The organism is Paenibacillus sp. SAF-068 (assembly GCF_051967555.1).
In the GTDB taxonomy this organism is placed as follows: Bacteria; Bacillota; Bacilli; order Paenibacillales; family Paenibacillaceae; genus Paenibacillus.
Map to the genome: position 1 here is coordinate 160,708 of NZ_JBQCJX010000001.1, position 14,003 is coordinate 174,710.

General features: G+C 48.0%; 9 protein-coding genes. 6 read left to right on the plus strand and 3 right to left on the minus strand.

The features are described 5' to 3' along the window. Nucleotides 1–68: 68 nt before the first annotated feature. Nucleotides 69–1,877 carry an ABC transporter ATP-binding protein gene (locus ACTHPG_RS00680; RefSeq protein ID WP_440387148.1) on the plus strand — a complete coding sequence of 603 codons (1,809 nt, stop codon included), beginning with the start codon at nt 69–71 and terminating at the stop codon, nt 1,875–1,877. Next, nucleotides 1,858–3,696: an ABC transporter ATP-binding protein gene (locus ACTHPG_RS00685; protein WP_133386576.1), complete on the plus strand. Its 1,839-nt coding sequence runs from the start codon at nt 1,858–1,860 to the stop codon at nt 3,694–3,696. The genes ACTHPG_RS00680 and ACTHPG_RS00685 overlap by 20 nt, the downstream gene beginning before the upstream one ends. A gap of 269 nt (nt 3,697–3,965) precedes the next feature. Here ACTHPG_RS00685 and arr read toward each other — a convergent pair whose 3' ends face one another. Both arr and ACTHPG_RS00695 read right to left on the minus strand, forming a co-directional pair. Beyond that, nucleotides 3,966–4,382 carry an NAD(+)--rifampin ADP-ribosyltransferase gene (gene arr, locus ACTHPG_RS00690; protein WP_440387150.1) on the minus strand — a complete coding sequence of 139 codons (417 nt, stop codon included), beginning with the start codon at nt 4,380–4,382 and terminating at the stop codon, nt 3,966–3,968. Nucleotides 4,383–4,795: 413 nt separating this feature from the next. Beyond that, entirely contained in the window at nt 4,796–6,445 is a 1,650-nt protein-coding gene (locus ACTHPG_RS00695; RefSeq protein ID WP_440387152.1) for a bifunctional metallophosphatase/5'-nucleotidase, read from the minus strand. A gap of 258 nt (nt 6,446–6,703) precedes the next feature. Between ACTHPG_RS00695 and ACTHPG_RS00700 the strand changes: the two genes are divergently transcribed. The 4 genes from ACTHPG_RS00700 (at nt 6,704) to phnE (ACTHPG_RS00715) (ending at nt 10,326) form a co-directional block, all read left to right on the plus strand. Beyond that, complete coding sequence (locus tag ACTHPG_RS00700) at nt 6,704–7,699, plus strand: phosphate/phosphite/phosphonate ABC transporter substrate-binding protein (protein WP_440387153.1); 996 nt, start codon at nt 6,704–6,706, stop codon at nt 7,697–7,699. A gap of 178 nt (nt 7,700–7,877) precedes the next feature. Continuing rightward, on the plus strand, nt 7,878–8,675 hold the full coding sequence (gene phnC / locus ACTHPG_RS00705; RefSeq protein ID WP_440387154.1) for a phosphonate ABC transporter ATP-binding protein: 798 nt from the start codon (nt 7,878–7,880) through the stop codon (nt 8,673–8,675). Beyond that, a complete protein-coding gene (gene phnE / locus ACTHPG_RS00710) occupies nt 8,672–9,523 on the plus strand; it encodes a phosphonate ABC transporter, permease protein PhnE (RefSeq protein WP_440387156.1) in 852 nt (283 codons plus the stop codon). Before phnC ends, phnE (ACTHPG_RS00710) begins: the two co-directional genes overlap by 4 nt. Then, nucleotides 9,520–10,326, plus strand: a complete 807-nt coding sequence (gene phnE, locus ACTHPG_RS00715) for a phosphonate ABC transporter, permease protein PhnE (RefSeq protein ID WP_139331943.1) — start codon at nt 9,520–9,522, stop codon at nt 10,324–10,326. Before phnE (ACTHPG_RS00710) ends, phnE (ACTHPG_RS00715) begins: the two co-directional genes overlap by 4 nt. A 670-nt stretch (nt 10,327–10,996) precedes the next feature. Here the strand turns inward: phnE (ACTHPG_RS00715) and ACTHPG_RS00720 are convergent. After that, nucleotides 10,997–13,783, minus strand: a complete 2,787-nt coding sequence (locus ACTHPG_RS00720) for a DUF5689 domain-containing protein (protein ID WP_440390059.1) — start codon at nt 13,781–13,783, stop codon at nt 10,997–10,999. Nucleotides 13,784–14,003: the final 220 nt, after the last annotated feature.

Consider the following 14,003-nt stretch of genomic DNA (forward strand, 5'->3'; position numbering starts at 1 on the left):
ATGTCTAATGGAGGCTCTGAGCTGGAACGTGCTATCGGTTTAGGGTGCTCCGAGCCGGAGGAATGCTTATGATCAAGCTGTTGTACTACTTGAAGAAGTATCGAGTTGCCGCGATTGCCGCCCTGGTCATGATGTTGATTGAGCTTGCGGTGGAGCTGGCTCAGCCTTATCTGATCTCCAAGATCATTGACAACGGGATTCAACAGGGAGATTTATCTGTCGTCTGGTTATGGGGTGGTGTACTGGTTGGCAGTGCTGTGGTGGCTTTTGCTGCCGGAATTGCCAGTTCATTCTTTGCGTCCCATGCAAGTCTGGGGTTTGGATACGATCTGCGGGAGAAGTTGTATGAGAAAGTGCAAACGTTCTCTTATGCCGTATTCAACCGGTTCGCGACATCGTCCCTGATCACCCGATTAACGGGGGATGTGACCCAGGTTCAGGATACGGTCTTCATGAGTCTGCGATTCATGACACGTGTGCCGCTGGTAGTTCTGGGTAGCATGATTATGGCAGTCATCGTGAATCCGAGGTTGGGTCTGCTGCTGGTTGTCATGGTTCCTGTACTGCTCGTCGTTGTGGTGTGGATGATTAAAAAGGCAGCGCTGCTGTTCCGCAATGTGCAGCGCAGACTGGATGCCGTCAATGGAGTCATCCAGGAGAATCTGACAGGCATTCGGCTGATCCGTGTCTTCGTACGGATGGGCCATGAGATTGAACGCTTTGCCGGATTCAGCGGCAAGCTGATGAAAGGCACAATCTCCGCGCTGCGCCTGACGGAGACCACGATGCCATTCATGCTGCTGATGATGAATGTCTGTATCATCGCCGTGCTCTGGTTCGGACGAGTGGACATCGCCGCTGGTAATGCAACCGTGGGTGAAGTGGTTGCCGTCATTAACTATCTGCTTCGCACAATTGGTGCCATGTCTGCATTGTCATGGATTCTGGTAACCTTCTCGAGAGCAAGCGCTTCAGCGCAGCGTCTGAATGAAGTGTTTAATACGGAGGATACGTCCGAGACGGAACAGAATAAGGCGGTGGCAACGTCTGCACCATCTGCTGGATCTGTGAAATCATCGCATTTCCCGCAATCCGTATACTCAGCGAAGAAACAGCGCGATGTACAGGGAGCGGTTGAATTCCGCAGTGTAGGCTTCAGTTATCCGAATAGTGAAATTACAGTACTGGATAACATCACATTCACTGCAAAAGCGGGGGAACGTATTGCCATTATGGGAGCCACAGGCTCAGGCAAGTCTTCACTGGTGCAGCTAATTCCACGGTTATACACGGAGGATCAAGGTAAGGTACGAATCGATGGTACGGATGCAACAGAACTGGATCTGTCCAAGCTGCGTGGTGCGATTGGTTATGTGCCTCAGGAGGTTGTCCTGTTTACCGGTTCCATACGGGAGAATATTGCCTGGGGTCAGGAAGATGCCAGCTTAGAAGAGATCGTGGAAGCGGCGAAGCGTGCCCAGATTCATGAGACTATTGAGAATTTGCCAAACGGTTATGATACCTTGCTGGGTCAACGGGGAGTTAATCTCTCCGGTGGACAGAAGCAGCGACTTTCCATTGCAAGAGCACTGGTGCGTAGGCCAAGAATTCTGATTCTGGACGATAGCACGAGCGCACTGGATGTGGCCACAGAAGGCAGACTGCTGGATGCACTGGAAGAGTTGTCGTGTACTACGTTTATCATCACCCAGAAGATCAGTTCGACGACATCGGCGGATCTGATTCTGCTGCTGGATGATGGACAACTTATTGGACAGGGAAAACATGAAGACCTGATGGAATCGTCAGAGCTGTATCGTCGAATCCATGAATCACAATACGGGGAGGGGGCACAGCATGTTCAAAGCATTCATTGAGCCTTTCCGTCAGCCACCGCCACCGATCGATCCGGAGACGTTGCGATCAGGCGGGGGGCGCAAACCCAAGGCACGGGCGAAGAACTGGTCCGGGACGCTAGGTCGCATCTGGACCTATCTGGCACGGCGTAAAGTCAAGCTGTCCATGGTACTGTTGATGGTATTTGCCAGCTCTGCACTTGCTTTGCTTGGCCCCTATATGGTGGGGGTGGCCGTGGATGATTTTATCGCGGGTGAAGCTGGCTCAAGCTGGACACGGTTTCTGATTGGATTAACCGCTGTGTACGTCTTGTTCTCTCTTACATCCTGGCTACAAAACATATGGATGATCGAGATTGCGCAGGAAACCGTGTTCCGCATGCGGTATGATCTGTTCTCCCATCTGCACAAGCTGCCGATTCCATTCTTCGGTAAACGTCAGCAAGGGGAGATTATGAGTCGGGTGACCAATGATATCGAGAATGTCAGCGGTACGCTGAACAGCTCGGCCATCCAGATTTTCTCAAGTGTATTAACGCTGCTCGGAACGTTTGGCGTTATGCTTTGGCTCAGTCCGCTACTGACTCTGCTTACCTTTATCGTTGTGCCTTTGATGGCGATAGGCATGCGTTGGATTACACGCAGAACGGGACCGCTCTTTAAGGAGCGGCAACGCAATCTCGGTGAACTTAATGGTTACATCGAGGAGACATTATCCGGACAGCGCATCATCAAGGCATTTTCGCAAGAGGAGCGGGTGATTCGCGGTTTTGAGGAACGGAATACCCGCATCCGGATTTCCGGTTTCTGGGCACAGACGATCTCCGGTTTTATCCCGAAACTGATGAATGGATTGAATAATCTAAGCTTTGCAATTGTGGCGGGCATCGGCGGTATTCTGGCGATTCAGGGTTCCGTTACGGTTGGGGTGATTATTATCTTTGTGGAATATGCCCGTCAGTTTACACGCCCGCTGAATGATCTGGCGAACCAGTGGAATACGTTATTGTCCGCGATTGCGGGTGCTGAGCGTGTATTCGAGGTGTTGGACGAAGATGAGGAAGCGAAGGATGAAGGGGCAGCGGTATCCCTGGACAAGGTGGAGGGAGCCGTTCGTTTTGACAAGGTATCCTTTGGATACGATGAAGGACGTAACATTTTGCATGACATCAGCTTTGAAGCTAAACCGGGTGAGATGATTGCCCTGGTAGGGCCGACTGGAGCGGGCAAAACGACATTGATCCAGCTGTTATCCCGGTTCTATGATCCGACAGGTGGCACGTTAACCGTAGATGGGCGCGATATGACCACCATTCGGCGTGAGAATCTGCGGTCCCATATGGCATTTGTGCTACAGGATTCATTTTTGTTTCAGGGCACGATTCGGGAAAATATTCGGTTTGGCCGTCTGGACGCAACGGATGAAGAGGTGGAAGCAGCCTCCCGGCTGGCGAATGCGCATTCCTTCATTGTGCGCATGAAAGACGGGTACGATAAAGTGCTCCAGGCCGACGGAAGTGGGATCAGTCAGGGGCAGAAACAATTACTCGCCATTGCCCGGGCAATCTTGGCAGATCCATCAATACTCGTACTGGACGAAGCGACGAGCAGTATTGATACCGTCACAGAGATCAAAATCCAGGAAGGGCTGCAACGTCTGATGCAAGGCCGCACCAGTTTTGTCATTGCACACAGGCTGAACACGATTCGTCAGGCCGATCGAATTCTGGTGCTGAAGGATGGGCATCTGCTGGAGCAAGGTTCGCATGATGCTCTGCTGGAACAAGGTGGTTTCTACAGTGAGTTGTATTACAGTCAATTGCGGAAGAAGGCGCAATAAAGCCCAATAAGGTGATGTGACGAAAGAATACAGGAGTCGGTCCTCAAGACGATCTCTTTGCGCTCAAATTCTGAAGATGACTTGAGCGATACCTTTTATTCTGGTGGGGGACGTTAACGTGGGCACGGCTCAATATTGGCAAAAGGATTGGAGACCCGTAGGGGCCCCAATCCTTTTTTTGATATGTGCGAGATGAATTGAGATCGTTCGGGGATGTCATATAGTCAACTTGATGCTGAGTTATTGTTGGGTGAAAACGAGTATAGGAATTAATCGTAGATCACATTTTTCCCTTCTTCACTTAATTTTTTTAGAGATGTGAGCATATGATTGATTTCTTCATCGGAGTGTCTTTCCCATGAAGCTAATTCAGCTACTATTTTTAGAGGTGATTTAGATCGATATGAGCGTGTTGGATTGCCGGGGAATCTTTTATCCGTTAAGTTAGGATCATTTTCAAAATCTCCCAATGGCTCTACAACGTAGATTCTTTCTTTGGCATTCGTTTTTGCTAATTCGGCACCCCACTTGGCAGCATTTAACGTTCCCGTAAAGTAAATATGGTTAGATTTTTTATCTTGGTAATTGGATAAGTACTGCGGTTCTAATAGATCTCCAATGTTCAGTTCTGCTTTTGTACCATGAAAAAAGGGTCCATGATCTAAAGTATTTTCTGGGCCATTCATACGGATACACCTCTTTTTTAGATTTGTATTTAGCAGTATAGTGTAGGAATCGCCAAAAAAACAGTCTATAAAAAACATGAAAAAAACGTTACAATATAAGTAGAGAGAAGGATATAGAGCGGAAAAAACCTATGTAGGCGGAATTAAAAGTTATGGTGTGGCACGGGAAAATGAACCATTTGTCTTAACGATATTTCAAAGTATGGGGCAGACTGCGCAGTAGCAGGCTGCTCTTTTTTTATAACATTCTGGACAACTTTCGATATTCTTGGGGGGCACAAATAAGACTCCCTAGTTTCCTTGGAATAACCAATAAGCATACAAGCAGCTTGCACGCTTACTTGTATGCTAACTCGTAAAACCTCCTAAAACCTCCGAAAATACCTGCCCGTGTCCACCGACATAAGCACCCCTTACGACCCAACAACCTTCCAGTTATCCGCCTGCTCCACTGTAAGCGGTTGATGTCTGCGGATGTAATCCTCTACCAGTGCGGCCATATCCGTGGCTCCTTCGTGTAGCACTTTTTTACCTGGATACATTGTATAATCCCCGCCGCCAGCAGCGCGGTAGCTATTCATGACTACAGAGTACATGCCATCCATGTCTACTGGTTTGCCCTCACGTTCCAATTTCACAACTCGACTACCTACAGGCTGGGAGATATCCAGCTCGTATTCAATGCCAGCCCACATATCGTAATTATAATGCTGAGGTTTGGGTTCCATATAAGCCGGATTGACTGCCACCTCGCCAGAAGCATTCACTTCAAAGTAACGTGCCGTTTGTTCCAATGCCTCCCGGATATCCTGGCCACTCAGTTCCAATACGGTTAGTGTATTAGGATAGATGAAGTTGGATAACACGTCCCGAACGGTGATATTTCGCCCGAACCCGCGAGCTTCTTCACTCAGTATGGCGGTATTGGAGAGCTGCGCTCCGGTCGCTTCCATCTGTACTTGATGTACAAAAGCAATGAATGGATGTGCCTTGAGTCGCAGGGACGTCGCGTTGGTGATCGATAAATCCCCAGCCACCTCCCCAATGGGTTGATCAAGCCAGGCTTGTGCCTCAGTTTCCAGCTCATCGGTAAGTTTCATGACGGTTGCATCAGGTTCAACCTCATGCTGTTCATCCAGAAGTAACAACCGAGCCTTCTTCTCTGTAATCTGCCACTTCCCACCCGATGATTGCTCCAACTGGACGGATACATGCCCCGCACCATTTCCACTGAATCCCGGTTGAATGACGGTTACGCCATGAATAGTAGCGATAAGCTGACGATGCTGATGTCCGGTAAGCAACACATCGATGCCTTCGATGTCCCGGCAGATGGCATAGCCTTGATTTTCTCCAGTTAACCGTTCGGCGGGCTCGCCTGTCACCAGATCACTCTCAAATCCGCCGTGATAACTCACAACCATTACATCTGGTTGTTCATGCTTACGTATATAGGCAACCCACGTACGAATGGTCTCCAAAGCATCAAGGAACTGTAAACCCTCGATATTTTTTGGATGCTCCCAGTGCGGGATGTAGTGCGTGGTTGCACCTAGGAGTGCAATTCGGACACCAGAGGAGAGTGTCTTGATTAGATAGGGAGGACCGAAAGCTGGCAGAACTGCACCTGTTGGAAGATCTGTCGAAGATTCTGTTCCATTGGCTCTTGTGTGCTGATCATTCACAATATTGGCCGACAGCCAAGGGAAGTTGGAAGCTTCAACTGCTTCGCGCAACAGTTTCTGACCATAGTTGAACTCATGATTACCCATCACCGCAGCATCATAGCCGAGTTCATTCAGTACGGTGATGAAGGGATGTCCTTCGTTGTTGACGACCTTTGAAGCGGCATAAGAGGCCAAAGGTGATCCTTGCAGTAAATCTCCGTTATCCACCAGCATCAGTTCAGGTGAACGTTCGCGTTCCTGACGAATCAGGGAGGCCAGAAGGGCAAGTCCTGCCGGGCGGTATGCATTGGTATTGTAATGGATGGGACGGATGGCCCCGTGCAGATCACTGGTGAACAGGATGTCGAGGTTTGCCGTACGGTTTATGGATGTCATTTTACAATCTCCTCTAATATATAAGTTCAGATATATGGAATTACCATAAAACGGAGAAGACAGAATAGGCTGAAGAACCGAAGCTCATGCTGCTATCTCCGATGTTCTTCCTATATCTTCAACCATAATGAGCCTATTCTAACAGATACAAGTCGCGCTGACAGCCTGACAGGAAACTTTACAAAACTCCAAATTTCGTTTCACATCGCGCAAATATTTGGCAATTATAGTAGACAAGTACTGAAAAATAGAAACTCTTTGGAGGGTGTTCGTTTGAAGAAGTCTGCTTTATTTTTACCATTGTTGATTTTGGTTCTGTTTCTGAGTGCTTGTGGGTCTAGTAGTACAACTGGTTCGGCTAACGGAGAGAATTCGAGTTCCAATGCATCCGGTACGGAGACGACAGAGACAGAGAAGCCTGTCGAAGGTTATGTGCCAACGGAACTGACGGTTCAATTTGTACCTTCCCAGAATGCAGACACGCTTGAAGCCAAGGCGAAACCGCTCGAGAAGTTGCTGGGTGACAAACTGGGCATTCCGGTAAAAGTCAGCGTATCCACGGACTACAACACAATTATTGAAGCAATGGCTTCCAACAAAGTAGACGTAGGATTCTTGCCTCCGACAGCTTATGTACTGGCGAAAGAAAAAGGCGCTGCACAGGTTATTTTGCAAGCACAACGTTTTGGTGTAAATGATGAGACAGGTGCTCCAACCGAAGAGTTGGCGGATTCCTATAAATCCATGTTTATTGTGAAAAAAGACTCACCGATTCAATCTATTGAAGATCTTAAAGGTAAGAAAGTCGCTTACCAAAACGTAACGTCTTCCGCAGGTTATGTATGGCCAGCAGGTCTGTTGCTCGACAGAGGGATTGATCCATTGAAAGATGTAACACCTGTAACGTTGAAAGGCCATGACCAAGGTGTTATCGCTGTATTGAACGGCGACGTTGATGCAGCAGCTATTTTCCAAGATGCCCGCAACACGGTAGCCAAAGACTATCCGACTGTATTTGAAGATACACGTGTACTGGCGTTCACTGAGCCTATTCCTAATGATACCATTGCCGTTCGTACAGACATGAATGCTGATTGGACTGCGAAGATCAAACAAGCCTTCATCGATATTGGTAAAGATACGGAAGGCCACCAGATCATCAAAGAAATCTATACGCATGAAGGTTATGTAGAGTCCGATGATAGCAAGTTTGAGATCGTTCGTCAGTATGGCGAAAAAGTGAAAGGTGAATAATGTGGATCCAAAAGTAGTTCAGGATCTGTTCACTTTGTAGTCGCTCTATTGGATGAGAACAGCTTAATCGTAGCAATGGACAGGCCAGTTCAGCGTGATCTACGCTGCGCTGGCTTGTGCCATTATAGCAAGGAACTAGATATGGTTGATCATTAAGAATGAAAGAAGGATTATTGCCATGATTGAGCTTCATAAAGTTACCAAAATTTACGCTAACGGCACCAAGGGCCTGGATAATATTAATCTAAAATTTGAGCAGGGTGAATTCATTGCTGTAGTGGGTCTGTCCGGTGCGGGTAAATCAACGCTCCTACGCTCCATTAACCGACTGCACGACATAAGTGAGGGCGAGATTCTGATTAACGGAAGTTCCATCACGAAGGCACAGGGCAAACGGCTACGTATGATCAGACGTGACATCGGCATGATTTTCCAGAGCTTCAATCTCGTGAAACGATCCAGTGTACTCCGTAATGTACTCGCTGGACGTGTTGGATACCATTCCACCATGCGTACCATCCTGGGTCGTTTTCCCAAAGAGGATATTGAACTTGCATTTACGGCGCTGGATCGTGTAAATATCTCGGAGAAAGCCTATTCCCGTGCAGATCAACTATCGGGTGGACAACAGCAACGTGTGGCTATTGCCCGTGTACTGGCACAGGAAGCGAAAATCATTCTGGCCGACGAACCGGTTGCGTCACTTGACCCGCTTACAACAAAGCAGGTCATGGATGACCTGAAACGCATCAATCAAGACCTTGGGATTACCACCATCGTCAATCTTCACTTTATTGATCTGGCGAGAGAGTATGCGACCCGTATTGTTGGACTGCGAGCAGGTGAGGTCGTATTCGACGGCCCGGTTGAAGAAGCAACAGATGAGCGTTTTGCTGAAATATATGGCAGACCGATTCTGGCTGACGAATTGCTGGACAAGCAGGCTGTGCACGAGCAGGGAGAAGTTGTGGTATGAAGGGGCAGTCCAACGTTCCACTTCAGAATGCAGGCGGAGTGGGGAAGGAACCTGGTTCCAGCCCGTCTCAGATTGTGAATCGCCCGAAACCGCCTGGGCGTACGAAACATCTACTTACGCTGATCATCGTTCTGCTTTTATTGTGGGCCAGTGCGAAACAGACCGATGCCGGCTTCACAGAGTTAATTCAGGGGTTCCCTGAAATGTGGAAATTGTTAAAGGATATGTTCCCACCCCGATGGAGTTACTTTGATAACATCGTTCAAGGCATGCTGGAGACGATCCGGATGGCCTTGATTGGTACGACCATTGGTGCCATTATTGCGATTCCGGTCTCGATTATCTGTGCCGGTAACCTGATGCCGAGTCGCTGGATCTACTATCCGGCACGTTTTCTGCTCAACCTGATTCGGACAGTACCGGATCTGCTACTTGCTGCTTTGTTCGTAGCCGTATTTGGTTTGGGGCCCATCCCCGGAATCTTGGCACTGGCTGTGTTCTCCGTAGGTCTAATCGCGAAGCTGACGTATGAGACGCTGGAAACGATTGATCAGGGGCCGCTGGAAGCGATGACGGCTGTCGGTATGAACCGAATTCAGCTCATTGTATATGGCGTGGTGCCACAACTCGCTGCCCAGTTCACATCCTATGTGCTGTATGCCTTCGAAATTAATATACGTGCTGCTGCCATTCTGGGATTGGTGGGAGCCGGAGGGATTGGGCTTTACTATGAGGCAACACTTGGATTCCTGGAGTATGACAAGACCAGCGTAATCATTCTGTTTACCCTCGTCATCGTTCTGATTATTGATTATGTAAGTACTAAGCTGCGGGAGAAATTGCTATGATGAAAAATGAAACAAGCCGCATCCGGCCAAAACCACGGAAAAACCCGCTACGCTGGGTCATTGTGTTGCTGTTAATTCTTGTGTATGCTTGGGCACTTGCCGGTGTACCGTTCACTGGTTTCAAGGAAACCGCCGCTCAGATTATGAAGGCCATTGTAGCCGGAATTTTCTCACCCGATTGGGATTTTGTATATCTGCCTGAGGGAGAAGACCTGCTGCGAGGTCTACTGGACACGTTGGCGATCTCCGTGCTGGGTACCGTGATCTCGGCAGTGCTCTGTATCCCGTTCGCATTCTGGTCAGCCCGCAATATGAGTGGGCATCGCTCCATCTCGGGTGCAGGTAAAATGGTACTTAGCTTCATCCGTACGTTCCCTGAGATTATCATGGCATTGATGTTCATCAAGGCAGTAGGTCCCGGATCGTTCGCAGGGGTACTCGCCCTTGGATTGCACTCCATTGGCATGTTAGGCAAATTGTACGCAGATGAAGTGGAAAATATCGACTACGGTCCATCTGAGGCGTTGCTTGCTTCTGGAGCTAATCGCATGCAGCAGTTGTGGTTCGCCATTCTGCCGCAGGTTATGCCTGGATTCCTCAACTATACGTTGTATCGTTTCGAGATTAATGTACGTTCCGCGACCATACTCGGCGTAATTGGAGCAGGGGGAATTGGTACGCCGCTAATCTTCGCGTTAAGTACTCGGAACTGGCCGCGAGTAGGTATTATCCTGTTGGGTATTATCGTGATGATTACGATCATTGACTTGATCTCGGGGTATATTCGTAAGAAGCTGGTGTAAGGGTTAATGTCGAGCTACGAGGCACATTAGATAAAGATTAGATGATAAAGAAGGAAGAGAGGGCTATTCGGTGCCGGAATATGGGCAGGGATAGTCTTTTTTCGTGTCTGCAGATAAACAACGGTGCGTTCTTGTTGCTCAGCTAACCGCTGAGGAATAAGAGGGTTCAAAGAATATGTATAAGAGTGATTGAATTATTTTCCAAATACATGTAAGATTAATAGGTTTCTATATAAAGGGAATTAAGGATATTAATCAATAGTTCTCGTAGATACCGATAAAAGATGTGAGCTTTAAAGGAAGGTGACCTATGGAAATATTTTATTTTATATGGATTGTGTTTATGGTATTGATATTGCTGTACAGAATGATTTTTCAGAAGTTTAAAAAACATAACAAAGAAAATATGGGGCTCAGTGCAATACTGATTATTTTCACGGGAAGCAGTTATACATTTACACACATAAATTTGATTATTATGATTAGTATCATCGCCGTGGCCGCTTATTGTGCTGTATGGAACGGCATTCTATTTGTTAGAAATGGATATGAGCCGGAACGTTTGAAATAAACCTAAAAAAACCGAAACCAGGTTGCCCTGTGAATCAGGCAATGTTGGTTTCGGTTTTTTTATTTGCTTGGTTTAAACGTTAGGCTTCGTTTCTGAGACCTAGCTAGCCAAAGGCAACGCTTTGGTTACTTGAACCGTAATGGTATCTGTGCTGGTCACGCCTGCGGCGTTGATCAGCTCAGCACGGTACGTATACGTTCCGTTGGCACGACCGGACAATTCCGTAACCGCACTTTGAGAAGCAGGTGTAGCGGCTTTCAATGCTTGTGTATCGATCAATACATCATTCTCATAGAGACGGTACTCGGTTGCGTTCGTACCCCACCAGAGGTTCATGGATACGTTGTAGTTGCCGTCACCATCCCAGTTGTTTTGGGACAATGTAGCTTTGCCAGGGGAGGCGTTCGTTACTTGTACGGTCAGCACGTCGCTGCGTGTTGTACCTTTGTCATTCGTCAGCTCGGCTACGTAGGTATAGGTGCCGTTGGCTTTACCTGTAATGGCCGTTTTAGCAAACTGTGAAGAAGGTGTAGCCGCAGTCAACTTCTGCGTATCGATCAGAACACCGTTCTCATACAGTTTGTATTCGGAACCATTTTCACCCCACCAGAGGTTCATGCTTACGTTATACGAACCTTCGAACAGGCCAGTCGTATATCCATTATCAGAAGAAAGCACCGGTTTCCCCGGTGCTCCTGCAGTTGGAGTGGAAGGCTGTTCGCCTCCACCTTGATCTTCAGCAGGTACAAAATCATTCAAGCTTCTAGGTTTCAATTGATATACATCTTTGAAAATAGCGGAAATGCCTGTGATACTGATCTTGTCACCAGCAACATAAGGGAAGGAAGTATCTGTCACACCTGTACGGGTATCGACACGAATATGTGTACTCGTTCCATCTGCTGCTACCGCGTCGAATTCAAATGATCCAACCGGTGTAGCGCTGATGATATTCTCAATCGTTACATCTTTCAGTTGAACCAGTTGACCCTGGTTCGCATCTGTGATGGCTGTAACTTCGATTGGAGCAGGTACGGAAGCCGTACCTGTTTTCTCAATCGCAATGATATCGGTAAGCTCGAATTCGCTGTTATAGATGGTTGTTGCTGCCGTTACCTTAACCTTGTCACCAGCATGGAAGCCGCTAGTGTGCTGGAACACGTAAATTCCGGCAGTTTCATCTTGAAGATAGAAGGCTTGTCCACCGAATGCACCCGGTTCAGTCGTTACAATACCTTCGATCGTTACGGTAGTACCAACAGCTTTGGTACGTGCTTCAGCAACAGTAATTGCTGCTGGGATCGGTCCTTCTTCTTCCGGAAGCTGTTCAGCTGGCACATTGCCAACGGTTACGGCATTGGTAATCAGGTTGCTGCCATTCAGACGCAGACGCAAGCTGGCAGCACCAGTTGTACCCGGTTTGATGCGAACGTTCAGATCCTTGGTACCGCGACCTTGGCTGTCCGAAGTTACACTGAATGTGGAGCTGTAACCGTACGAAGTCGGCCAAGTACCACTTTCATTCTGGATCATAGCAACCTGTGTTCCACCAGTCAGATAGATACCTGCACTATAACCGGATACGGTTGTGTTTGGAGCCATGTTCTCCACAACGACACGAATCTGGAAGTCTTCTGCATTCGGAAGTGTATCCTGTTTCACGAAGCTGTAAGCAGCATTTGCACTGGATGCAGGGCCGCCGTAAGAACCAGCCTTGAACGTGGAACGATCATACCACTTGTATCCTGCAGCAGGTGCGGCCCAAGGTTCAGCCTGTGGTTCTGTGGAAGCAGCCGGCTCTTCGAATGGCAACAGCGCTGTAGCTGTGTCCAGTTCAAGTCCGTTTACTTGAGTCAGATCCGTGTAGTTCTCTTGGGTAGCGAGCCAGTTCACGGTGTTCACGAGCAACACGGCATCATCGGCTTCTTTGAATCCGTCATAAGTTGTTTTGCGTGTGCCTGTCTCTTCACGCAGGTATTTCGGCGATGCATCTTCCACCGGAGAGGAGTCACCGATGAAGGCAGCCTTACCTGCGCCCAGCTTGGATACGGCTACGTAAGGACCTTCTTCGATCCCGCCGCCGTTATATACGCCTTGGTCCACCGCGTTGTTCCATTTGGCGTTGGTTTTTGGCAGGTACACGATGCCTTTTGCTTTTTCCGGATCAGTGATTGCGAGGGTTGAGCCAGCGTGCATGGCTACAGCCGATACACCTTCCGTGATGCCGAAGGCTTGATCTGCCGGTACGACGATATTGGCATTGATATCGCCAAGTGCGTTATAGCGGAACCGTACGCCGAAGTTATCGGATAACCAGTCCGTGCTGGTTACATTTTGCATGGCTTCCGAGTTACGCTCATCTGTGCTCATACCCTTCGCCGGATCTTCAAATGCTCCCCGACGATAACCGTTGATGACTTCTGAGCCATCCCAGCGGTTTTTGTTACGGTCGGCATTATAGTGATCTCCAACGAAGAAGATGCTGCCGCCTGTTTCAACATATTGTTTCAGTGCTGCTTGTTCGGATGTTTTGAAAGGAATTTGAGGCTCTGCAATAACGAATACGTTGTACTCTTTCAGATCATCATAGGTAAATGGAGTCGTTTTGCGAAGTTCTTTGACATAGTAACCATCATTCGCGAGTGCATTCCCGAAGTCGGAGAAACCTCCATCAATGACCCAGTCTGCGGCTCCAGCCGTCTGGCCATGGGAGTTGTCGAACAATACTTTCTTGCCTGCATTCTGGTTCACAACCTTCGCCTGGATGAACGGTGCCGGGTCTGTCGGTCCTTCCGCATGAACCGATGCATCTCCGTTCCATAGTCCGATCTGAAGCGGCAAAGCCATGGACAATGCCAAGAGTGATTTTAGAAACACTCCTCGCATACCTGTTAATTTACCCAACCAAATCCCTCCCAAATATTAGTTGATTCATGAGTTCGTCCATATTCTACCACATGAAAATCTCACATAGTCATAACAATTTGTAAAAATTAACTCGATATTTGTAAAATTGGGTCTTTTGACATATCCATAGGTATTTCGATCCTGTCTTAACACTCCCATCCGGCGTCATTGTTGATTTTGCATAAACAAAAAGCCATCT